The sequence below is a fragment of the Algiphilus sp. genome (genome assembly GCF_023145115.1).
In the GTDB taxonomy this organism is placed as follows: domain Bacteria; phylum Pseudomonadota; class Gammaproteobacteria; order Nevskiales; family Nevskiaceae; genus Algiphilus.
In genome coordinates, this window is the sequence record NZ_JAGLEJ010000040.1 from 60,714 (window position 1) to 82,864 (window position 22,151).

At 69.1% G+C, this 22,151-nt stretch carries 22 protein-coding genes, 1 tRNA gene and 1 pseudogene; 8 read left to right on the forward strand and 16 right to left on the reverse strand.

Annotation, left to right across the window (positions count from 1 at the left end; all coding sequences use genetic code 11):
- Positions 1–173: 173 nt before the first annotated feature.
- A complete protein-coding gene (locus KAH28_RS13850; protein ID WP_223055018.1) occupies positions 174–1,223 on the reverse strand; it encodes an AraC family transcriptional regulator in 1,050 nt (349 codons plus the stop codon).
- 121 nt (positions 1,224–1,344) lie between these two features.
- Between KAH28_RS13850 and KAH28_RS13855 the strand changes: the two genes are divergently transcribed.
- Positions 1,345–1,665 (forward strand): 2Fe-2S iron-sulfur cluster-binding protein, encoded by a 321-nt coding sequence (locus KAH28_RS13855; protein ID WP_223055017.1) that lies wholly within the window; start codon positions 1,345–1,347, stop codon positions 1,663–1,665.
- A gap of 14 nt (positions 1,666–1,679) precedes the next feature.
- Entirely contained in the window at positions 1,680–3,098 is a 1,419-nt protein-coding gene (locus KAH28_RS13860) for a cytochrome P450 (RefSeq protein ID WP_290567505.1), read from the forward strand.
- Positions 3,099–3,487: 389 nt separating this feature from the next.
- On the opposite strand, the gene KAH28_RS17480 is transcribed toward KAH28_RS13860, so the two are convergent.
- The 6 genes and pseudogenes from KAH28_RS17480 to KAH28_RS13885 all read right to left on the reverse strand — a co-directional run bounded on the left by KAH28_RS17480 (position 3,488) and on the right by KAH28_RS13885 (position 7,362).
- Positions 3,488–3,664 carry a TraI domain-containing protein gene (locus KAH28_RS17480; protein ID WP_223055016.1) on the reverse strand — a complete coding sequence of 59 codons (177 nt, stop codon included), beginning with the start codon at positions 3,662–3,664 and terminating at the stop codon, positions 3,488–3,490.
- Between the two features lie 111 nt (positions 3,665–3,775).
- Positions 3,776–4,199: pseudogene (locus tag KAH28_RS13865) on the reverse strand (integrase core domain-containing protein); the annotation flags it as partial.
- 471 nt (positions 4,200–4,670) lie between these two features.
- Complete coding sequence (locus KAH28_RS13870) at positions 4,671–5,294, reverse strand: hypothetical protein (RefSeq protein WP_290577562.1); 624 nt, start codon at positions 5,292–5,294, stop codon at positions 4,671–4,673.
- Positions 5,291–5,623: a hypothetical protein gene (locus KAH28_RS13875; RefSeq protein WP_223055013.1), complete on the reverse strand. Its 333-nt coding sequence runs from the start codon at positions 5,621–5,623 to the stop codon at positions 5,291–5,293. Before KAH28_RS13875 ends, KAH28_RS13870 begins: the two co-directional genes overlap by 4 nt.
- 85 nt (positions 5,624–5,708) lie before the next feature.
- Complete coding sequence (locus KAH28_RS13880; protein ID WP_223055012.1) at positions 5,709–7,028, reverse strand: site-specific integrase; 1,320 nt, start codon at positions 7,026–7,028, stop codon at positions 5,709–5,711.
- The gene (locus KAH28_RS13885) at positions 7,021–7,362 is read right to left on the reverse strand and encodes a hypothetical protein (RefSeq protein WP_223055011.1); all 342 of its coding nucleotides are present in this window, start codon (positions 7,360–7,362) and stop codon (positions 7,021–7,023) included. The genes KAH28_RS13880 and KAH28_RS13885 overlap by 8 nt, the downstream gene beginning before the upstream one ends.
- A 136-nt stretch (positions 7,363–7,498) precedes the next feature.
- Between KAH28_RS13885 and KAH28_RS13890 the strand changes: the two genes are divergently transcribed.
- Positions 7,499–7,732, forward strand: a complete 234-nt coding sequence (locus tag KAH28_RS13890; RefSeq protein WP_223055010.1) for a helix-turn-helix transcriptional regulator — start codon at positions 7,499–7,501, stop codon at positions 7,730–7,732.
- Positions 7,733–7,942: 210 nt separating this feature from the next.
- Here the strand turns inward: KAH28_RS13890 and KAH28_RS13895 are convergent.
- Both KAH28_RS13895 and KAH28_RS13900 read right to left on the reverse strand, forming a co-directional pair.
- Positions 7,943–8,019, reverse strand: a tRNA-Arg gene (locus KAH28_RS13895).
- A gap of 147 nt (positions 8,020–8,166) precedes the next feature.
- The gene (locus tag KAH28_RS13900; RefSeq protein WP_290577564.1) at positions 8,167–8,523 is read right to left on the reverse strand and encodes a hypothetical protein; all 357 of its coding nucleotides are present in this window, start codon (positions 8,521–8,523) and stop codon (positions 8,167–8,169) included.
- Between the two features lie 75 nt (positions 8,524–8,598).
- Between KAH28_RS13900 and KAH28_RS17485 the strand changes: the two genes are divergently transcribed.
- Both KAH28_RS17485 and KAH28_RS13905 read left to right on the forward strand, forming a co-directional pair.
- The gene (locus KAH28_RS17485; protein WP_366918200.1) at positions 8,599–8,757 is read left to right on the forward strand and encodes a DUF2256 domain-containing protein; all 159 of its coding nucleotides are present in this window, start codon (positions 8,599–8,601) and stop codon (positions 8,755–8,757) included.
- Positions 8,747–10,297, forward strand: a complete 1,551-nt coding sequence (locus KAH28_RS13905) for a cryptochrome/photolyase family protein (protein WP_290577566.1) — start codon at positions 8,747–8,749, stop codon at positions 10,295–10,297. Before KAH28_RS17485 ends, KAH28_RS13905 begins: the two co-directional genes overlap by 11 nt.
- A 6-nt stretch (positions 10,298–10,303) precedes the next feature.
- Here KAH28_RS13905 and KAH28_RS13910 read toward each other — a convergent pair whose 3' ends face one another.
- Genes KAH28_RS13910 through KAH28_RS13920 form a run of 3 tightly spaced genes read right to left on the reverse strand, consistent with a single transcriptional unit; the run spans position 10,304 to position 14,297 of the window.
- Complete coding sequence (locus tag KAH28_RS13910; RefSeq protein WP_290577568.1) at positions 10,304–11,191, reverse strand: TIGR01777 family oxidoreductase; 888 nt, start codon at positions 11,189–11,191, stop codon at positions 10,304–10,306.
- A complete protein-coding gene (gene pdeM, locus KAH28_RS13915) occupies positions 11,179–11,862 on the reverse strand; it encodes a ligase-associated DNA damage response endonuclease PdeM (RefSeq protein ID WP_290577570.1) in 684 nt (227 codons plus the stop codon). Before pdeM ends, KAH28_RS13910 begins: the two co-directional genes overlap by 13 nt.
- Entirely contained in the window at positions 11,859–14,297 is a 2,439-nt protein-coding gene (locus tag KAH28_RS13920) for a ligase-associated DNA damage response DEXH box helicase (protein ID WP_290577572.1), read from the reverse strand. Before KAH28_RS13920 ends, pdeM begins: the two co-directional genes overlap by 4 nt.
- Before the next feature lie 73 nt (positions 14,298–14,370).
- On the opposite strand from KAH28_RS13920, the gene rarD reads away from it, so the two are divergent.
- A complete protein-coding gene (gene rarD, locus KAH28_RS13925; protein ID WP_290577574.1) occupies positions 14,371–15,246 on the forward strand; it encodes an EamA family transporter RarD in 876 nt (291 codons plus the stop codon).
- A 1-nt stretch (position 15,247) separates the two neighbouring features.
- On the opposite strand, the gene KAH28_RS13930 is transcribed toward rarD, so the two are convergent.
- The 4 genes from KAH28_RS13930 to KAH28_RS13945 are packed head-to-tail and all read right to left on the reverse strand — an operon-like array spanning position 15,248 to position 19,895.
- Entirely contained in the window at positions 15,248–16,852 is a 1,605-nt protein-coding gene (locus KAH28_RS13930) for an ATP-dependent DNA ligase (RefSeq protein WP_290577576.1), read from the reverse strand.
- Positions 16,849–17,847: a ligase-associated DNA damage response exonuclease gene (locus KAH28_RS13935; RefSeq protein WP_290577578.1), complete on the reverse strand. Its 999-nt coding sequence runs from the start codon at positions 17,845–17,847 to the stop codon at positions 16,849–16,851. The genes KAH28_RS13930 and KAH28_RS13935 overlap by 4 nt, the downstream gene beginning before the upstream one ends.
- A 9-nt stretch (positions 17,848–17,856) precedes the next feature.
- Positions 17,857–19,146, reverse strand: coding sequence for a lipid IV(A) 3-deoxy-D-manno-octulosonic acid transferase (waaA, locus tag KAH28_RS13940; protein WP_290577580.1), 1,290 nt, complete (start codon positions 19,144–19,146; stop codon positions 17,857–17,859).
- Entirely contained in the window at positions 19,146–19,895 is a 750-nt protein-coding gene (locus KAH28_RS13945; protein ID WP_290577582.1) for a 3-deoxy-D-manno-octulosonic acid kinase, read from the reverse strand. The genes waaA and KAH28_RS13945 overlap by 1 nt, the downstream gene beginning before the upstream one ends.
- Before the next feature lie 208 nt (positions 19,896–20,103).
- Here KAH28_RS13945 and lpxL point away from each other — a divergent pair, with 208 nt between their 5' ends.
- Together lpxL and KAH28_RS13955 are read left to right on the forward strand one after the other, a co-directional pair.
- The gene (gene lpxL, locus KAH28_RS13950) at positions 20,104–21,021 is read left to right on the forward strand and encodes an LpxL/LpxP family Kdo(2)-lipid IV(A) lauroyl/palmitoleoyl acyltransferase (protein WP_290577584.1); all 918 of its coding nucleotides are present in this window, start codon (positions 20,104–20,106) and stop codon (positions 21,019–21,021) included.
- 95 nt (positions 21,022–21,116) lie between these two features.
- The gene (locus KAH28_RS13955; protein WP_290577586.1) at positions 21,117–22,145 is read left to right on the forward strand and encodes a tetratricopeptide repeat protein; all 1,029 of its coding nucleotides are present in this window, start codon (positions 21,117–21,119) and stop codon (positions 22,143–22,145) included.
- Positions 22,146–22,151: the final 6 nt, after the last annotated feature.

Sequence of the window (22,151 nt, forward strand, 5' to 3'; positions counted from 1 at the left end):
CGAAATCACCGCCAGAAACATCGCCTTGCAGCCGCAGTTATAGCGCCATTTCAAGGCGTTGGAGTTCTTCACCAGCCGGTCATCCATGAACAGCCCGGTGGGTTCACACAAAGCAGCTCTCCAGAGATCGGCGGTTCACTCGGTCGGAATCATGGACCCTACGGCCACATGACTCATTGACCGACACTGTGTCTGTACTGCTCGGGCGGACAGCCGTACCAGCGCTTGAAGGCGCGCCTGAAGCTCGCGGAGTCATGATAGTTGAGCAGCGACGCGATGGCCTCGACGGGCATTTGGCCATCCAACAAGTAGTTCACCGCCTGCCGGGACAGAATCTCTTCGCGAAGTTGCCGAAACCCACTGTTTTCTTGTTTGAGCTTGCGCGCCAAGGTGCGCTTGCTCATGAACAGAGAAGCCGCCGCCTCCCCTTCGGTGAGGGTTCCGGGTGGGCGGGACAGCATCATCTTCTTGAGCTGGGTCCGATAGTCCGGCTCCCGTGTCTGCAACCGCGCAAGCATGGATTCGCACTGCTGCAAGGCCAGGCGATAGTTCTCATGATTGGCGGAAGCGTTCGGCTTCTGGCACACCGCCATTGGAATTCTGCACGTCAACTGATGACAGCCAAAGCGCAGCCGCCCGGGCAGGTAGTCCGCGTAGATGGCTCGGTGCGCGGGCGCTGGATGGGCGAAACAGACTTCGGCCTCGTACAAGGGCCGGCCTACAATGAACTCGCCGAATTCGAATAGCACCTTCACCATCGCATCAGCAAGGCAACGCTCGACATCCTCATCCAACAACGACACATGAAAGTTCACCAGGCATTCCAGGTGACCTTCAACCTGCTGCAGATCCATCTGGATGAAGTTCGCGCGCGTGGGCAGGAACGTGTGAATCGCCTGCAGCGCGGTGAACAGGTCGGGGCTGCTGTAGGCGATGAAGCCCATGGCTCCGTGCGTCGCCGGGGTCAGCCGCGTGCCCAGTCGCAACCCGAACTCCGGCTCGCCGGACAACGCCAGTGCGTTGCGCAGAATCCCGATCTGCTCGGCCACGGTGAACAGGCTGTCCTCGCGCAGCAACTGCGCGACCTCGACTCCGGTACCGCTCAGCAGCACGGGCAGTTGTCGCGCCGAGAGGCCCAGTTCACGCGCGATCAGCCGTGAGTAGTTCGACGGAATGTCGGCTTCAGGGCTGTGCGAGCACTCGGCATGCGGCGTCTTCATCATTCGCCCTCCCCAGGAGGCAACCAGTGTCTTCAAATGCCCCCGCGTTGTCAAAAACTGTCCTCCCCGGTCTGCCGACTCGCTACTACGATCTGGCTTGGACAGATATGAAAGGAGAAAGGCAATGGGCAGAATCACCTTCATCGCGCACGACAGCACCGAGCATGTCGCTGACTTCGACGCCGGCGCTTCCCTGATGCAAGTTGCAGTCGATAACGCGATCCCCGGCATCGACGGGGACTGCGGTGGGGAATGTGCCTGTGGCACTTGCCACGTCATCGTCGCGGACGAGTGGTTCGACAAGACCGGCGTGCTCGGTTATGACGAAGAGCAGATGCTGTCCATGACCCCTGAGCGAGCGAGAACCTCGCGTCTGGGCTGTCAGGTCAACACCACAGAGGCGATGGACGGCATGACCGTTCGCCTGCCTGAATTCCAAATGTGAGCACGGAGGACGCCATGTCAACACAAACCCAGTCAATGGATGCAATCCAGACCCGAGTCGTCAATGCCACCTCCCGGGTGGTGCCGATGCACTGGCAGATCCGGGGGCTGAAGGCGTTGGTCAACGTCAAGAAGAAACTTGTCGGCCCGCGGCGACCGGCCCCCAACTTCGTAGAAGCACCGGTTCCCGATGTCACCACACTGGCGCTCGATGAGGTCGACCTCAGCAACCCCTTCCTGTACCGGCAGGGCGAGTGGGGCCCCTATTTCAAGCGGCTGCGCGACGAGGCCCCGGTGCACTACCTGAAGAACAGTCCGTTCGGGCCGTTCTGGTCGGTGACGCGCTACGAGGACATCCTGTTCGTGGACAAGCATCACGAACTCTTCTCCTCGGAGCCGTTCATCATCCTGGGCGATCCCCCGGAGGGGCTGTCGGTGGAGATGTTCATCGCGATGGACCCGCCCAAGCATGACGTGCAGCGCCGCTCGGTCCAGGGCGTGGTCGCACCGCAGAACCTGAAGGAGATGGAAGGGCTGATCCGCCTGCGCACCGGGGAGGTGCTCGACAGCCTGCCCCTGGGTGAACCCTTCAACTGGGTGCCAGCGGTCTCGAAGGAGTTGACGGGCCGCATGCTGGCCACCCTGCTGGACTTCCCGTACGAGGAACGGCACAAGCTGATCGACTGGTCCGACCGATTGGCAGGCAATGCGGCGGCGACCGGCGGCGAGTTCGACGATGAAGAGAACATGTTCGAAGCGGCCGCTGACATGGCCTGGGCTTTCTCCCAGCTGTGGCGCGACAAGGAGGCCCGTCGGGCTGCGGGCGAAGCGCCTGGATTCGACCTGATCAGCATGTTGCAGAGCAACGACGACACGAAGAGCATGATCAATCGCCCGATGGAGTTCATCGGCAACCTGGGACTGCTCATCGTTGGCGGCAATGACACCACGCGCAACAGCATGAGCGGTGGCGTGCTCGCCATGAATCAGTTCCCGGAGGAATTCGACAAGCTGAAGGCGAACCCGGACCTGATTCCGAACATGGTCTCCGAGATCATCCGCTGGCAGACCCCGTTGGCGCACATGCGGCGGGTGGCCACGCAGGATGTGGAACTGAATGGCCAGACCATCCGGCAGGGCGATCGCGTGGTGATGTGGTTTGCTTCGGGCAATCGCGACGAACGCAAGTTCGACAATCCCGATGCCTTCATCATCGATCGCAAGGACGCGCGAAACCATCTGTCGTTCGGCTACGGCATCCACCGCTGCATGGGCAACCGTCTGGCCGAATTGCAGTTGCGCATCCTGTGGGAAGAACTGCTCAAGCGCTTCGACAAGATCGAAGTTGTCGGTGAGCCCGAACGGGTACAGTCCAACTTCGTGCGCGGCTACTCCGAGCTGATGGTCAAGCTGACGCCCAAGGGCAAGGGCTGAGGCGCGGCGCAGCCAATCCGCATGGTGTCCGGACAATTCGATTCCGTGGTGGTCGGCAGCGGCTCGGTCGGTTGGGCCGCCGCCCACCACCTTGTCAGGAAACGGCCAGTGTTCGGCGCTGTCATTCGCAGCCGGGCATCAGACTTTTGCCGAGAATTGTTGCTGTGCTCAGCTGATAGAACTGTTGCACAATGTCGACGATAAGGCTCTTTGGGTAGCCGAGTTGCCTGGGGTCGGCAGCCAAGTAGGCAAAGAAGTAGTCCAGAACGCAGACCTGTACTGGAGCGCCCGCCCGTGACATCCAAGTGGGGGAGCATCAACTGCCGGCCCACGACTTCGTGACTGGCGCCCCCCCTCAACGCCTTTCGGGCGGACGCTCTCGCCCACGGTCAGGACCTTTTCGACGTCATGCAAAAGCAATCCGATCTGTACGAGTGCGACCGCATTCTCTCGAACGGCATTGTCGCCTCCACCAGCGGCACTACGAGCGGCAGCATTTCCATCGAATGCGCGAGCAGACCGCCGGGCCACGCGTGATGATGATTCTGGCTGGCCTTGCAACGCATGAACGGGATGCCAATATTCTCACGGAGCCGATGCCACCCCCTCACGTATTGGCAAGTCGGGTTAAGAACAAGGAATCCGAGAAGTACGACCGCTACTTGGGAGATGACCTACTAGCTGTGTAAACCCACCAGGTTGTTCACAGATAAGCCTAGGGCGCTGACGGGTGGCTGGTAGTTCAGGCTGGCATGTGGTCGGTGCCAGTTGTACTGGTGGAGCCAAGCGGGCAGATGCTCGGTGCGCTGGTCGGCGTTGTCGTAGCTGCGGGCGTAGGCCCATTCGCGCAGGGCGGTCTGGATGAAGCGCTCGGCCTTGCCGTTGGTGCGTGGGGTGTTAGGGTTTTGTGCGCACGTGGCGGATACCCAGCCGGCGGAGCAACCTGGCGAAGCGTTGGGACTTGTAGCAGGCCCCGTTGTCGGTCATGACAGGCTCGATGGTGATGCCGAAGCCCCGGTAGTAGCGGATGGCCTGGATCAGCGCTCGGCAGGCGCTGCGCCCGGTTTCGTCGGCGTGCACCGTGCTCAACGCCCTCCGGGACCCGAGATCGCTGGCAGCCCGCGAATTCCTCGCATGGGCCGGGGAAGGTTTCGACCCGAACCGATTCGACCGCCACGCCGCCAATGCCGCGCTGTCCCGCATTTCATGGAACCGGTGGATTGCGCCGCAAAAGGGTCGCCGGCGCTACCCGGATTGCGCTGGAGGGCTGGATGCGGGCATCAGCCCCCTGCCGAGATCCATCGCCGTACTGAGCTGATCGAGCTGCCGCACGACGTCCACGAGGAGACTCTCCGGGTAACCGCGCTGCCTGGGATCGGCAGCCAGGTAGGCGAAGAGGTAATGCAGAACGCGGGCCTGGTCCGGGGCGAACGATCGGAGTCTCGCCAGGTGAGGGTGCATCAGCTCCAGACCGATGGCTTCGTGCGTCGGATTGGCTGTCCCAACAGCTATCGGACGAACGCTCTCGCCCACCGTCAGCACCTTGCCGACGTCATGCAGAAGCAGACCGATCTACGTGAGGGGGGTGGCATCCTCGGCGTCCGGCATCACTGTCTCCACCAGCAACGAAACGAGCGGCAGCATCGCCATCGAATGTGCGAGCAGACCACCGGGCCAAGCGTGGTGATGATTCTGGCTGGCCTTGCAGCGCATAAAGGGGGTCCCGCTTCGGGGATCCCTGAGCACATCGCCGAGAAAGCGGCGCAATGGGCCGGTGAGGCCGCACTCAAAAGCGACCAGCTCATCAAGCCATGACAGCGCCACCACCGGGCATAGCCTGCGGGGTAGCAGCCCTGCGCCTGTTTCGAGGACTTCTCCGCTCACTGGCCGCAAGCGCTCAACGTGCAGGCATCGGTCGTCGCCCTCGCCACGGAACCGGCCGATCACGAAGACGGGGCCGGGCAATTGAACGTCACCGAGCTGGTGGAGCCACTCGGGCCAGAGCAGACCAATGACTACGCCGCGGGCATCGTCGAGGACCAGTCGCGCGTAACGCGCTCCATCGGTGCGCTTCTGACGGTGCTGCACCTCGCTTAGCCAGTACACGCTACCGTGCAAGCCAACAGGCTGTTGGGACAGCCAGCCGAGGTCTCCGCAGGCGAGCTCCGGATGATCACTGCGCCTTGCAGCGATCACCGATCCGCCTCCCAGTCATGATCATTGGCAGCCAACCGAGTACTGATCTGACCGGTCAGGCGATCCAGAAGCAGGCTCTCCTCCGGTTGGTACTCAGCAGCAGCCTGAAACTCCGGGCAATCGAGCTGTCGGTTGATCCAGTCGATGAGAGCGATCCGATTGTTGGTCTTGCTGCAGTCGCTGACGAAGCAGACCAGATCGATGCCTTCCGGTAGGGCTCTGACCTGATTGAGCAACAGGGGGCAGATGCGCGCCGCGCGCCTCCGCAGCTCCACGGCTGTCAGTTCACTGGCGAGGAGCGCTTCGAGTTCCTTCCTTGTCTTAGCCATGGTTGCGGCCTCCTGAGGCAACCTGAGGCAACCTGAGGCAACCTGAGGCAACCTGAGGCAACCTGAGGCAAACAGATTCCGATGATTAGTCATTTACAGCTCCCCGCTTATGTGCCGGCACCGCTTGGCTGGAGGGCCTTGCCCCCTCGTGTTCGGGACTGTCGACCCCGCCATTGAGGGCACCGGTCACGAGGGTGTCGAACGCATTTCCGTCCCTGCGCATGAGGTTCGGCACATACCGGCTGTAGGTACGGAAGAGCATTTCCGTTGTCGAGTGCCCAAGCTGGCGGGCAATCCATTCGGGCGACTCGCCTGCGGCCAGCCAGAGCGTCGCGCAGGTATGACGCATCTGATAGGGCCGGCGATACTTGATTCCGAGGTGGCAAAGCAGCGGCTTCCAGACCCGGTTGTTGAAGTTGGTGTTGTTGATCGGCATGCCGTTGCGGGTACGGAAGACGTATTCCTCGGAGAAGCGCTCGGAAGCGTGGTCGTAGCCTTCCGGACGCTGAGCGATCAACGCTTCGATGACGGGCTGACTCATGTAGATCTCGCGTTGCGAGCCGTCCGTCTTCGTCTGTTCCGTCCTTCCTCCGATGAAGGTCTCGCGGATCAGGATCTGCCGCCGCTCCCAATCGACATGCTTCCATCTGAGACCGTGCGCCTCACCCGACCGGACGCCCGTGAAGAAGCGGAATGTCAAGTAGGGGTGATAGTCCTTGCGCACTCGCGCGAGGATCATTCGCATCTCCACCATCGAGAACGGCTCGATGTCCTTTCGCCGCAGCTTCAGGCGCTTGATGTTCGTACAGGGATTCTGAAACCCGTACTGGAGTGCGGCCTCATCGAGGACCATGCGGACCACGCCGACGATTCGATTGATGGTCGATGGGTCGAGGGCACGCCTCTGAGGCCCCTCGACCCCATTCAGATCATCTCCTTCGCGTGACAGCTTGGTCCGGAAATCCAGGACGAGGGAGCGGTCGATCTCGTTCAACGGAACGTCACCGAAGACGGGAAGCACGTGATGCCTCAGGATCGAGTCCATGGCCACGCGGTAGCTGTGACGCCATTCGACCTGCTTGTTTCGCTTCCAGCCTTCCGCGAACTCCGCAAACGCCGGCAACGCCGGTGCTGCATCATCCAGGCCCTGAGCATCCGGCCTTGCTTGCCCCCGCGTCTCCGCGCCCCGCTGCCCCAGGAACCTTGTCGCCATGGGGCTTCCGGGAAAATAGCGCTCGTACTCGAACCTGCCGAGCGAGATGTCCGCTTCGATCCGGGTGAGAATCCGCTTCATCTTCTTCCGGTTGGCGGACGTGTCCGTGAATCGCGTGTACTCACGGCAGCGAACGCCTCGAAAGCGAAAATCGAAGTAGAGGTAGCCGCTTCGGACATTGATGCTAGCCATTGCAGTACCTCCCGGACGCCATCGGAATGCGCTCTGAAGGGCCCAGCCGCCCCATCCCGTAGGCTCCTTCGCTCTGCAACGCCTCCTCTCCGAGGTCATCCGCAGACCTCTCGCCCAGTCCGCTACTCATTGCGGTCGCCTCGGCGTCACCCGTGGACAGGCTCATGTCCCTCTCGATCGCCTCCCAGATGAAGAGGATCTTTCGGCGGCCGAAGGGCCGAATGTAATGCACCCCCTCGAGCAGTACCGCGTCGACAAGCCGGTTTCTGATTGTCCTTGCGTCGTACTTGATGCGAGCAGATAGCTCGGCTGCCGTCAGGTAGGTTCGTGACATACTCATAGCTAACTCCAGTCGTTAATGTTGGCTTTGTGCTTCGTATGTATCTCATTCGATACACATCCAACCTATACCGACTCTCCAGCCATGCAACCCCGTGCGTGGCGGGCATTTCGACCGACTCAGGCCTTCGATGATCCGATTCCGGCTGCGTGAACTGATGGCCGAACGGCAGTTCCAGGAAGGGCGCTTGATCACGGTCAACGAAATCTCGTCCGCGACCGGCATTCATCGGATCACGCTATCCCGCATCCTCAACAAGCGCGGATACAACACGCATACGGACAATCTCGACCTGCTCTGCACCTATTTCAAGTGCCGCATCGAGCAGCTGATCGAGCACGTTCCTGACGACCACTCGGACTAGTCCCCGGTCCCGGGGGATGCAGTCATTCCCGGACACGCGCCCTTCTGGCTGGTCCCGGATGGTCCCCAGGTGGTCCCCTGCTGGTCTCAAGCGTCTTGAGCCGCGCTCGGCTTCGCTGAGGGATGCATTCACATCGCGGACTCAGCGGGGACCTCAAAGCAAAGAGCCCGATCCGGCTGGCAGCCAGGATCGGGCTCTAAGTCATTGATTTGGCGCGCCCGGCAGGATTCGAACCTGCGACCTTCGGCTTCGGAGGCCGACACTCTATCCAGCTGAGCTACGGGCGCTTTGACTGCATCACTGTAACGCGACGAAGGAGATGACTCGTGCCTTCGGAGGCCGACACTCTATCCAGCTGAGCTACAGGCGCAGCGCGCAGGCATGATACCGCGTGGCCGCGCAGCGAGACAGCGCGACAGGGAATCGACCGGCGGTCAGACCGGGGTGCGTGCCTCGCGGTAGCCGCTCACGCGGCCTTCGGCATCGCGGCGGATGCTCAGCGTGATGCGGTGCGGCCGCCAGGCGCCGTCGGCATCGGGGCGCTGGAGCTGATCGCGCACCAGCCCGTGCCGCCGCGCCAGGCGCATGAGCTCGGCAGGGAGACCGCGCGAACGGTCGGCCGGTGCGAACAGCGCTGCGTAGTCGCGCGCGCTGCCGCGCCCGCGCACGGCGGCGAGACGCCCGTCGGCATCGATGTCGACCACCGTCTCCGTCACCGTGCCGTCCGGTTGCGCCGGAACGCGCGCACCCGCGCCGTGTCCGTCGCCGGCTTCCTGCCGAGCTCTGTGCATCCTTGCCTGCCGCGTTGTCCAAGCCGTGCCGACCCGCGTCGTCTGCGCGCGCGGGTGGATTTCTATGATGCGCGCATGGCACGACGACCTACCAGTCGGAAAAAGTCGACACTTCCCGAGAAACCGTGCGCGGTGTGCGGACGCGCCTTCGCATGGCGCCGGAAGTGGGCGGCGGTCTGGGACGAGGTGCGCTACTGCTCCGAGCGCTGCCGGCGTCATCGCCGTGCCTGCTGAGGCACCGGTACGCCGGCTGCTGGTCGTGCTCGGCGACCAGCTCGACGCCGACGCGGCACTGCTTGCGGACGCCGATCCGGCGCACGACGCGGTGTGGCTGTGCGAGGCGGCATCGGAGGCCACCCGGGTGTGGTCGCACAAGGCGCGCATCGCGCTCTTCCTCGCCGCCATGCGCCATTTCGCCGAGCGCCTGCGGGTACGAGGCTGGCGCGTGATCCACCGCGCGCTCGACGCCCACGAGCACCCCGATCTCGCCTCCGCGCTGGCGGCCGATCTCGCCGCGCTGGCCCCGGCCGAGGTGGCCATGACCGAGGCCGGCGAGCACGACCTGCAGATTGCGCTCGCCGATGCCGCCACGCGCGCCGGCTACACGCTGCGCGTCGCGCCGGACGATCACTTCCTGTGCACGCGCGACGCTTTCGCGCAATGGCTGGACGGGCGGCGCCAGCCGCGCATGGAGCACTTCTACCGATGGATGCGCCGCGACACCGGCCTGCTCATGGACGGCGACCAGCCCGCCGGCGGGCGCTGGAACTTCGACGCCGACAACCGTGCGAGCTTCGGCCGCGAAGGGCCGGGCCGCCTGCCGGCGCCGGCGTCCTTCGCACCCGACACCACCACGAAGGCGGTGCTGGCGCTGGTCGAGGCGCGCTTCGGCGATCATCCCGGCGCGCTGGCGCACTTCGACTGGCCGGTGACGCCGGAGCAGGCCGAAGCGGCCCTCGCCGACTTCGTCGCGCACCGCCTGCCGCGGTTCGGCCGCTATCAGGACGCCATCTGGTCCGGCGAGCCCTGGCTCTACCACGCCCGCCTGTCGGCGGCGCTCAATCTCAAGCTCATCGATCCGCGCAGGGTCTGCGCCGCCGCCGAGGCCGCCTGGCGCGACGGCCACGCCCCGATCGCCGCGGTGGAGGGATTCATCCGGCAGATCCTCGGCTGGCGCGAGTACGTGCGCGGCCTCTACTGGGCCCGCATGCCGGCCTACCGCGATGCCAACGCCCTCGGCGCCGACCAGCCACTGCCCGCCTTCTACTGGACCGGCGACACCGGCATGGCCTGCCTGCAGGACGCCATCGGCACCACCCTGACGCACGGCTACGCGCATCACATCCAGCGCCTGATGGTCACCGGACTCTATGCGCTGCTGCTGGGCGTGACGCCGCGCGCCATTCACGAGTGGTATCTGGCGATCTACGTCGATGCGGTGGAGTGGGTCGAGCTGCCCAACGTCATCGGCATGAGCCAGTGGGCCGACGGCGGCGTCATGGCGTCGAAGCCCTACGTCGCATCCGGCAGGTATCTCCAGCGCATGTCGAACTGCTGCAGCGGTTGCCGCTACCGGCCCGACATCGCCACGGGGCCGAAGGCGTGTCCGTTCACGACGCTGTACTGGGACTTCCTCGACCGCCACGAGCAGCGCTTTGCCGGCCACCCGCGGCTGAAGATGCAGATCAACAACCTGCGCCGCAAGCGCGAGGACGAGCGCGCCGCGATCCGCGACGCGGCCGCTGCGCACCGTCGCGACCCCGGCGCCGCCTGACGCGTCTCAGCGCAGCAGATCGCGCAGCGCGCGCTCCAGCTCGCGGTGCTCGAAGGTGAAGCCCGCCGCCTCGGTACGCTTGGGCAGCACGCACTGCCCCTCGGTGAGCAGCTCGGCCATGTCGCCGAAGGCCGCACGCAGCACGAAGGCCGGCGTCGGCATGAAGCTGGGGCGCCGCAGCACCCGCCCCAGCGCCTGCGCGAAGGCGCGCTGGCTCACCGGGTTGGGCGCGGTGCCGTTGAACACGCCGTGTGCCTCGGGATGCTCCAGCAGGAAGGTGAACAGGCGCACCAGGTCGTGGCGATGGATCCAGCTCCAGCACTGCCGGCCCGAGCCCATCGGCCCGCCGATGCCCAGCCGGAAGGGCGTCAGCATCTGCTGCAGGCCGCCGCCCTCGGGATGCAGCACCAGTCCGATGCGCACGATGGCGACCCGTGCGCCGGCCTCCTCGGCGCGCCGGGCCTCGGCCTCCCACGGCGCACACACATCGAGTCCGCCCTGCAGCCGGCTCGCCGGCGGATCGTCCTCGGACACCGGCTCGTCGCCGCGCACGCCGTAGTAGCCGATGGCGGATGCCGACACCAGATGCTGCACGCCGGCCTGCGCCATCCAGTCCACCAGCCGGCGCGTGGTCTCGATGCGGCTTTCGATGATGCGGCGACGACGCGCCGCGTTCCAGCGCCCGTCGCCCAGCGACTCGCCGGCGAGATTGACGGCCGCATCGACACGCCCTGCGTCCTCGGGACGGCCCACCGCCGCGACATCGGCCGGCAGCCGGTCGCGGGCGGCATCGGGATCGCGCGACCAGACCACGACCTCGTGGCCGGCACGTTCCAGGTGGCGGCACAGCGGCACGCCGATGAAGCCGGTTCCGCCGGTGATCAGGATGCGCATGACGAACTCCTTGCGGAAAGATGGGGCAGAGGCTGCACGGCGCGATCCGAGACCGCGAAGACCTGGTCGCCCGCTTCCGGGGTCACCTCGGCGCCGCCGGTGAAGCTGCCGAAGGCAGGCAGCACGGCGTGGTCGCGGCGCAGCCAGAACACCGGCATGCGCAGGTTGTCGCCCATGCCGCGCAGTCGCACCACCGGATGCAGATGGCCGCAGATCGCATGGCCGGCGCCGTGCGCGCCGGGCTCGTGGGTGAAGACGAAGGGCGCCGCGACACGCTCGGAATGGCAGTCGAGGCCGAGATCCGCGGGCAGCCGGCTGCCGCGGTCGTGGTTACCCACCGCCATCTCGAAGGCGACGTCCGCGTGCGTGCGGCGCAGCGTGCGGAAGGCATCGAGCCAGGCCTCGTCGCCGCGCGCAGGCGCATGCAGGAGATCGCCGCAGACGATCAGGCGCGCCGGGCGGTAGTCGCGCAGCAGGGCGTCGATGGCGTCGCAGTCCGCCTGCGTGTGGCCGCTGGGCACGGCCACGCCCCGGCGCCGGAAGGCCTCGCCCTTGCCGAGGTGCACGTCGGCGATGGCGAGCACGCCGCCACCGGGCCAGTACAGCGCCCGCCGGCTGTCCAGCATGACCGGCTCGCCGGACACCGTGACGGGCAGCGCCGCCGCGCTCATGACGCCCTGCGCACCGGCGTACGCCGGCGGTCGGCGGCGCGCGCGAGCTGCTCGGCCATGCGCGCGACGCGGGTGGCGACATCCTCGCTGGACACCCGACTGCCGATGCGCTCGGCCCACAGCGGAAAGGCCAGCGGGGTGAGCCGCGGCGTTGCGCGCACCGCCACTGCGCCGTCGGCGATGGCTACCAGCGCGGCACGGGCGCGGGGCATGTCGAGCTGCTGTTCCAGCACTTCCTCCAGCGCCTGGGCGGTGAGGAGATGGCCCGGATCGTAGCGCGACAGCACGTCGAATATCAGGCCGCTGGACGCCTGGATCTGGCGCGCGCTCTTGCCGGCGCCGGGATGGCCCTCGAACACCAGGCCGGCGACGCGCGCGATCCCGCGGAAGCGCCGCCGCGCCATCTCGGTGCCGTTGACCGCGGCCAGCGCATCGCGCATCAATTCCGCCGGATCGAGCAGCGCGCGCAGCAGGGCCTCGTCGGGCTCGGGCAGCTCGGCGGCCAGGATCTCGAAGCCGTAATCGTTGGCGGTGAGGGTCGCGGTCACCGGCATGCGCTGCGACAACCGCCAGCCCGCGACCGCCGCCAGCGCCTCGTGCGCGTGGCGGCCGGCGAAGGGGTAGACGAACCAGTGCCGGCCCTCGCGCGAGCGCGTGTGCTCGACCAGCAGCCGCCCCGGCGCCGGCAGCGCCGACCACTGCTGCTGGATGGCGAGCAGCGGCGCGAGCGCGGCCATCTCGTCATCGCCGCGCCCGGGCGCGCCCGCCGCCAGCCGCGTCAGCAGCGCGTCCGCCAGCGTCGAGGACAGCGGCATGCGCCCGCCGGCCCAGCGCGGCACCAGCCGGCGGCTGCGGCCGCTGCGCACATAGGCGGTCATGTCGCGCACCCGTTCCAGGGTCAGCGCCCGGCCGGCGAACAGAAAGGAATCGCCCGGGCGCAGGCCGGCGATGAAGCGCTCCTCGACCTGACCCAGCGTCCCGCCGCGCGTCCACGCAACGCGCATGTGAGCGTCCGCGGTGATGGTGCCGATGGCCATGCGGTGACGGCGCGCGATGGTGGCGTCGGCGACGCGCAGCACGCCGTCCACCTCGCTCACCTTGCGGTACTGCGGATAGGCCTGCAGCGCGGCGCCGCCGCGCATGACGAAGTCGAGCACCCACTGCCACTGCGCGTCGTCGAGCGCGGCGAAGGCATGGGTGGCGCGCGCATCGGCCAGCACCTCGTCGGCGCGCACCGCCCCGGTGAGCGCCAGCGTGCAGACGTGCTGCGCCAGCACGTCCAGGCACAGCGTGAGCGGCCGGCGCGCCTCGATGCGGTCCGCGCGCAGCGCGTCGCGCGCCGCCGCGAACTCGGCCAGCTCGAGCGCGTGCGTGGGCACGCACAGGATGCGGCTGCCGCGGCCCGGGGCATGCCCGGAGCGTCCCGCGCGCTGCGCCAGCCGCGCCACCCCCTTGGGCCCGCCGATCTGGATGACCTGCTCGACCGGCGCGAAGTCGACCCCGAGGTCGAGGCTGCTGGTGGCGACCACGCAGCGCAGCGTACCGCTGCGGATGCCGTCCTCGGCGGCCGCGCGCTCGGCGGCGTCGAGCGAGCCGTGGTGCAGCGCCGCGGGCAGAGCAGGCGCCGCCTCGCGGATGGCATCGAACCAGCGCTCGGCCTGGGCGCGGGTATTGGTGAACACCAGCGTGCTGGCCGCACCGTGGATGGCATCGATCACCGCGTCGCGCAGGCCGAGCCCCATGTGCCCGGCCCAGGGGAAGCGCTCCACCGGCTCGGGGCGCAGGGTCTCGACCGTCAGCGGCGCGGGCGCCTCGCCGGCGATGCGCTCGGGCGTGGTATCGCCCCCGCACAGCACGCGCGCAGCCTCGTCGATGTTGCCCAGGGTCGCCGACAGCCCCCACACGCGCAACCCCGGCGCCAGCCGGCGCAGGCGCGCGATCAGCAGTTCGGTCTGCACGCCGCGCTTGCTGCCCAGCAGTTCGTGCCACTCGTCGACGATCACTGCGCGCAGACCGCGCCACTGCGCGATCTGGTCGCCGTAGGACAGCAGCAGCGAGGCCGATTCGGGCGTCGTCACCAGTGCCTGCGGCAGGCGCTTGCGCAGGCGTGCGCGCTCGGCGCTGCCGGTGTCGCCGGTGCGCCGGCCCACTGTCCAGCCCATTTCCAGCGCATCGGCGGCGGCCTGCAGCTGCGCGGCCGTGTCCGCGGCCAGCGCGCGCATGGGCGTGATCCACAGCACGCGCAGCGGCTCGTCCGCGGCCTCCGCTTCGCGCAGCGGGCCGAGCCACGCCGCCAGCGTCTTGCCCTGGCCGGTGGGAGCGTGGATCAGACCCGAGACGCCGCGCGCGTAGGCATCCCAGGCCTGCCGCTGGAAGGGCAGCACTTCCCGGCCCTCGCGTGCGAACCAGGCATCGAGCGCGCCCGGATCGAGCATCGTCTGAACCATCCTCCTATGATGCGCGCCCCGCTTCCGTGCTCCGCCCGCCGTCCAAGCCGCGCTCCATCCCGTGACCGCCCTCGACCGTCATTCCGCGCTTGCCGCCGCGCTCGGCGCCTTCGGCGTCTGGGGCCTGTTCCCGGTCTACTGGAAGACGCTGACCCACATCCCGGCGCTGGAGGTGGCCTCGCACCGCCTGCTGTGGAGCTTCGCGTGCGTGCTGATCTTCCTGCTGCTGCGCGGCCACCTCGGCCGGCTGCTGGCGCTGAGCGCACGCCAGTGGGGCTGGCTGTGCGTGTCGGGCGCCGTCATCGCCGCCAACTGGGGCATCTACGTCTGGGCGGTGGCCGTCGAGCGCGTGGTCGAGGCCAGCCTGGGCTACTTCATCTCGCCGCTGATGTCGGTGGCGCTGGGAGTGATCGTGCTCGGCGAGCGCCTCGACCGCGTGCGCTGGCTGGCGGTGGGCCTGGCCGCTGCCGGCGTCGCCTGGCTCACCTGGCACGCCGGCGGCCTGCCCTGGGTGGCGCTGTGCCTGGCGACCAGCTTCGCGCTCTACGGACTGGTGCGCAAGCGTCTCGATGTCGACGCCGTCACCGGCCTGGCGGCCGAGACCTGCCTGTGGGCGATACCGGCGGTCGCGCTGGTGACGTGGCTGAGCGTGCCGGCCGAGCGCAGCGCGGTCGACTGGCTGCTGCTCGCCGGCGGTGGCGCCGTCACCGCACTGCCGCTGGCGCTCTACGCCATCGCGGCGCGCGGCATGCCGCTGTCCAGCCTCGGCCTGCTGCAGTATCTGGCGCCCACCACCCAGCTGCTGCTCGGGGTGCTGCTCTACGGCGAACCCTTCGACGCCGCCCGCCTGGCCGGCTTCGCGCTGATCTGGTGCGGACTGGCGCTGAACGTGTGGCGAAGCCTCCGGCCGCGTCCTGCGCCGGCGGCTGCCCGGTAGCTCAGGACGCCGACCGCACCGCTTCCAGCAGCCCGCGCAGCTCGTCCAGCGTGCCCGCCTCGGCGGCCGGTTTGTCGCGCCGCCAGCGATGGATGCGCGGGAAGCGCACGGCCAGACCGGCCTTGTGCCGGCTGCTGGGCTGAATGCCCTCGAAGGCGATCTCGAAGACCTGTTCCGGTCGCACGCTGCGCACCGGGCCGAAGCGCTCGACGGTGTGCCGGCGGATCCAGCGGTCCATCTCGGTGAGCTCGGCATCGGTCAAGCCCGAGTAGGCCTTGGCCACCGGCACCAGCGCCGCGCCGTCCCACACCGCCAGCGTGTAGTCGGTGTACAGGTTCGAGCGCCGGCCGTGGCCGGCCTGGGCGTAGACCAGCACCGCGTCGACGGTGAGCGGATCGACCTTCCACTTCCACCACACGCCGCGCCTGCGGCCCCGCGTGTAGGGCGCGTCGGCACGCTTGAGCACGAAGCCCTCGACGCCACGGCTGCGCGCTTCCGCGCGCAGCGCGGCGAGGCGCTGCCAGTCCGTTGCCGCGACCAGCGGCGACAGGCGCAGCGGCGTGGCGTCACCGCCGTGCCCGGCGATCAGGGCCTCCAGGCGGGCGCGCCGGTCGCGTGCCGGCATCGCGCGACCGTCGGCGCCATCGGCCTCGAGCAGGTCGTAGGCCAGGAACACCACCGGCGCCTCGCGCAACAGCTTCAGCCCGGGCTTCTGCTTGTTGATGCGCCGCTGGAGCGCGCCGAAGGGGCGCACGCCATCGGTCCACACCAGCAGCTCGCCGTCGAGCACGTGGCCGTCGGGCAGCGCCATGGCGGCCGCCCCGACCTCCGGAAAGCGACCGTCGAGCAGTTCCTCGCCGCGCGACCAGAGGAAGACGCGACCTTCTCGGCGGATGAGCTGGGCGCGGATGCCGTCCCACTTCCACTCCACCAGATGGTCGGCGAGCGCACCGAGCGTCGCGGGCTCGCCCTCCAGCGGCGCGGCGAGGCAGAACGGATAGGGCTGCGAGGCGATGGTGCCGGCCTCCGGCGGTGCGCGCAGCTGCGCGAGCAGGCCGGCATCGGGCTGCCAGTCCCCCATCAGGCGCTGCGCCACCAGGTTCTCGTCCTGCTCGATGGCGGCGGCCAGCGCGCGCGTGGCGAGGCCGGCGGAGACACCGACGCGCAGGCTGCCGGTGAGCAGCTTGTTGAGCAGGAAGCACTCCAGGCGCGGCAGCGCCCGCCACCATTGCGTCAGGCGCTCGGCGACCCGGGCTTCGTCGGCGTCGCGCAACGCCTTGAGCGCACCGACCCACTGGGCGAGCGGGCGCTCGCTGGGGACGGCATTGCCGTCGTCGAGCAGCAGCGCGATGGTCTCGGCGAGGTCGCCGACGTGCGCGTGGCTGCGCTCCAGCATCCAGTCCGGGATGCCGGCCGCCCCGGCGGCGATGGCGCGCAGCCGGCCGGGAGCGATCACGCGCTTGAGGCGGCGACCGGTGAGGAAGTACAGCCCCCAGGCGACGTCGGCATCGTCGGCGGCCGCGAAGTAGGCCTGCATGAGGGCGAGCTTGCGACCGGTGGCACGGGTGCCGTCGAGCGCCTCGAAGAGTTCCGCGAAGCGTCTCACGCGTCGGCCTCGCCCTCGTACCGCGTGCCCAGCTCGTCGGCGCGCAGGCCCTGTTCGCGCAGGTATCCGACCAGCACGTCGCTGTGGCCGTGGGTGGCGAGCACGCGCCGGCAGCCGGTGGCGCGGACGGTGTCGAGCAGGCCCGGCCAGTCGGCGTGGTCGGAAAGCACGAAGCCCCGGTCGAAGCCGCGCCGGCGGCGGTTGCCGCGCAGTCGCATCCAGCCGGAGACGAAGCCGGTCGCGGCACCGCGGAAGCGGCGCATCCAGGGCGTGCCGGCCGCACTCGGCGGCGCCAGGATCAGCTGCCCGCGCCAGTCGATGTCGCGCGGCGCCTCCGAAACCGGGCAGGTGGGCACCATGGGCACGCCGGCATCGCGGTAAGCCGCCACCAGCGGCGTCATCGCGCCGTGCAGGTACACCGTCTCGTCGCTGTGCGCCAGCAGGCCGTTGAGCACGCGCTGGGCCTTGCCGAGCGCATAGCAGCACAGCACCGCCGGGCGCCCGGCCCCGGCTGCGGCCCGCCACCAGTCGCGGATCTCGCCCATGACGCTCGCCGGCTCCGGCCAGCGATAGACCGGCAGCGCGAAGGTGGCCTCGGTGATGAAGGTGTCGCAGGGCACGATCTGGAAGGGCGCACAGGTCGGGTCGGCATCGCGCTTGTAGTCGCCGGAGGCGACCCACACCCCGCCCGGCGCCTCGACGCGCACCTGCGCCGAGCCCAGGATGTGGCCGGCCGAATGCAGACTGACGCGGGTGCGACCGAGGTCGAGCGACTCGCCGTAGGCCAGCGGCCGGATCGGCGCATCGGCACCGAGGCGGTGGCGCAGCACGCCGACGCCGGCTTCGGCGGCCCAGATGGCGCCGTGACCGCCGCGCGCATGGTCCGCGTGGGCATGCGTGATGACCGCGCGCGGCACGGGCCGCCACGGATCGATGTGGAAGTCGCCGGCCGGGCAGTAGAGCCCCTCGGCCGTGCGCTCGATGAGGTCGGGCATTGCGCGACGCTAGCGCCCGGCGCCCTCCGGCGGCCAGCTCGCCCGGGCTTCGTCGAGGAGCGCGAGATGGCGTTCGACCGCGCCGCGGTTGGCGGCCACGGCCGCCGCCGCCGCGGTACCCATCTCCGTGCGCAGCTCCGGCTGCGCGAACAGCGCCGCGATCTCGACGGCGAGATCCTGCGCGCTGGCCACTTCGCGCGCACCGCCGGTCTCGATGAGCAGGCGCCGTGCGTCGACGAAGTGGAACATGTGCTGGCCGAACAGCACCGGCAGCCCGAGCGCGGCCGGCTCCAGGATGTTGTGGCCGCCGACCTCGACCAGACTGCCGCCGACGAAGGCGCAATCGGCCATCGCCAGGTAGCGGAACATCTCGCCGGTGGAGTCGCCCAGCAGCAGGGTCGCCTCGGCCGGTACCGACACCGTGTCGCCATCGCCGCGGCGCACGAAGTGCCAGCCGTCGCGCTCCAGCATGCGGGCCACCGAGGCGAAGCGCTGCGGGTGGCGGGGCACCAGCACCAGCAGCGCCTTCGGGTGCCAGCGCAGCAGGTCCCGATGCGCGGCGAGCACGGCGGCCTCCTCGCCGTCGTGCGTGCTGGCCGCCACCCAAACCGGGCGCGGTCCGACATCGGCGCGCCAGCGCTGCCCGATCGCGCGCTCGTGCTCCGGCGGGGCGAGATCGAACTTGATGTTGCCGGCGCGCTCGACATGCGGCGCCCCGAGGGCGCGGAAGCGCTCGGCGTCGGCGTCGCTCTGCGCGGCGACCAGCGCCACCCGTGACAGCACGCCCGCGATGGCGCCGCGCACGCGCCGATAGCCGGAGAAGGAGCGCGGCGACAGGCGCGCATTGGCGAGCATCAGCGGGATGCGCCGTCGCGCCAGCAGCGTGAAGAGATGGGGCCAGATCTCGGTCTCCAGCACCACGCAGACCTGCGGACGCACGCGGCGCAGGAAGCGCCGCAGCGCGCGCGGCAGATCGAAGGGCACGTAGCTGTGCGGTACCGCATCGCCCCAGTAGCGCCGCACCGCCTGCGAGCCAGAGGTGGTCATGGTGGTGATCCACACGCCGCCGCTACCGTGACGTGCAATGAGCGCATCGATCAGCGGTCGCGCAGCGACCACCTCGCCCAGCGACGCCGCGTGCAGCCACACCGTCACCGGCCCGGCCGGTCGCGGCACCCAGCCGAAGCGCTCGGCCCAGCGCCCCGGCGCGTCGCCCTGCCGGCGCCCGCGCAGCGCCAGGAAGAGCGCCGCCGGCGCCGCCGCGAGTCGCACGAACAGCGCGTAGAGCAGGCGCAGCATCAGCCCGCGCTCCGCTGCCGCCGGTAGCCTTCGGTCAGTGTCTGCCAGTCCGCCACATCGTCATAGTGGAACAGGGCGGCGGCATCGCGCCGGCGCCGGAACGAGCGCCGCAGTCGCGCCAGGCCGAGATCCAGCAGCCAGTCCGGCGCGCGCTCGCGTGCCCGGTCGAAATCGATCAGCCACAACGCATCGTCGTCGGCCACCAGCACGTTGGCGACGTTGAGATCCGGATGGTGGACGCCGCTGGCGTGCAGGCGACCGAGCAGCGTGCCGAGCGCGGTCCAGAACGGCACCCCTGCCGGCGCCGCTTCGAGGCGCTCGCCGAGTGTGCGTACGCCCTCGATGCGCGTGATCGCGATCGCGCCGGTGTATGCCGCCCCCGCGCGCCACACGCCGGCGGCGACCGGGGCCGGTACCGGGAAGCCCTCGCCGTGAAGCCGCTCCAGCAGCCGATACTCCCGGAACGGCCGGGTCCGGAAGAGGCCCGGCCATACGTAGCGCTGCGAGACGACCCGGCCGGGCAGCCCGCCGCGCCGGTAGCGGCGCAGCACCCAGTGCTCGGCGCCGAGGCACACGAAGTGAACGCTGTCGCGGCCGCCGCGCAGCACCTGCGCGCTGCCGTGTCGCTCGTAGTGGGTGGGATCGAAGAGCCATTCCCCCGGCTCGCCGGTGCGGGTGCGGTCGCAGATGAGCGCGAAGCGCCCCTGCTGGACGATGGTCGCAGAATCGTTGCGGATTGCGTCCGGCATGGATGCGACGACTCCCGGTTGCCATGGGGGACGGATACACTTGGGATCGCCGGGCGCCGTCGCGCCCGGCGGCGGCAGACCGCCCGAGCGCTGCGGTCCGGACCGGGTGCCGGTGCCGGATCGCGGCGTTGCCTCGGCGTTCCGCCGGCAGTCTATCCCGTTCCGACCGCGCGCTCCGCGCCCGCGCCCCAGCCCAACGACCCGCATCATGCCCACTTCCGCGGCGAACCGGTCGCTTCTTCACCCGCGATACTGGCCGCACTGGCTGCTCATCGGCCTGCTGCGGCTGCTGGCCATGCTGCCGCTGGCGGCACAGCGCGCCGTCGGCAGCGGGCTGGGCCGCCTCGCCCACCGACTGCTCGGACGGCGACGCGTGATCACGCGCACCAACCTCCGCCTGTGCTTCCCCGACCTTCCCGAGCCCGAGATCGACGCACTGGTGCACGCGCATTTCCGCTCCATCGGGCGCGGACTCTTCGAGACTCTGTCGGCATGGTGGAAGCCGTCGCGCGTCCTCGCACCGACCCTGCAGGTGGAAGGTCTCGAGCATCTGCATGCCGCGCAGCGCGAGGGTGGCGTCATCCTGCTGACCGGCCACTTCACCACGCTGGAGCTGGCCGCGCGCGCGCTGTGCGAGGCCGACGTGCGATTCCACGCCATGTACCGGCCGCACAACAATCCGGTCTTCGATCACGTCATGCGCGACCTGCGGCGACAGCGCTCGGGCGCCGAGGCGCTGCCGCGCGACCGGCTGCGCGCACTGGTGAAGGCGCTGCGCGGCGGCGGCGCCATCTGGTACGGCCCCGATCAGACCCTGCGCCAGGACAGCGTCTTCGTCGACTTCTTCGGCGTGCCCACCGCCACGCTCACCGCCACCGCCAAGCTGGCACGCAGCGGACGGGCACGGGTGGTGCCCTTCTTCGCGCGCCGCGACGGCAACCGTCTGATCGTGCGCATCGACCCGGCCTGGGAGCACTTTCCCTCCGGCGACGAGCGCGCCGATGCGCGCCGCGTCAATGCCGCCATCGAGGACGCCGTCCGCGAAGCCATGCCCGACTATTTCTGGATCCACCGGCGCTTCAAGATCCGGCCACCCGGGGCCCCTTCCGTCTATCCCCGCCGCTGATCCGGGCGCTGCCCGGCTGCGCGGAACCGCCCCGGTTGGGTACTATGGCGGACTCGGGCACCCGCCCTCCCCAAGACGATTCGAGCTACTCGCACATGGCCTCGAGACACCCCCTGATTCCCGCTGTCGCGGCCCTGCTGGCGGTGGCAACCTCCCTCCCCGCCGGCGCTGATGTCGAGGAGGCCCGCCGCCTGCTCGACGAGGGGCGCGCCGGTCAGGCGCTGCGCGTCCTCGACGAGCAGCTCGAAGGCAGCCCGCAGGACGCCGAGGCGCGTTTCCTGCGCGGCCTGGCGCTGTCGCGCACCGGCCGCCGCGAGGAAGCCATCGCGGTGTTCCAGAAGCTGACCCGCGACTACCCGCAGCTGCCCGAACCCTACAACAATCTCGCCGTGATCTACGCCCAGCAGGGCGACTACGAACAGGCGCGCGACGCGCTCGAGGCGGCGCTCGCCACCCATCCGAGCTACGCCACCGCGCACGAGAACCTGGGCGACATCTACGCCGCCCTGGCCTCGGCGTCCTACAACCGCGCGCTGATGCTGGAGGAGGGCAACAGCACCGCACGCGACAAGCTGCGCGTGATGGAGAACCTCAGCGCCGGCGCGCCGGCCGCGCGGCCCACCCTCAGCGGCGGCCCCGCATCGGGCGGCAGCACCGGATCGACACCCGCCGCCGCGGCCTCCGCACCCGACGGCGATGGCGCTTCCACCTCCAGCCCGACCCCGGCCGGCAGCGCGCCCACGGCATCGTCGCAGCCGGCGCAGGCCAGCGGTGACGCGCTCGCCACGCGCGAGCGCATCTCGGCGGCGATCTACGACTGGGCGCAGGCCTGGCAGAACCAGAACATCGCGGCCTATCTCGGTGCCTACGCACCCGACTTCACGCCCGCGGGCGGCCTCAGCCGCGACGCGTGGGAGTCCCAGCGCCGCGATCGCGTCGGCGCGCCGGACACCATCACCGTGCGCATCCGCGATCCCGAGATCCAGATCGTCGACGCCGAGCGCGCCCGCGTCGTGTTCACGCAGGAGTACGATTCCGACTCCTACAGCGACGTGACCAACAAGGTGCTCGACATGCGCCGCGTCGGCGACCGCTGGCTGATCATCCGCGAAACCACCCGCTAGGGCACC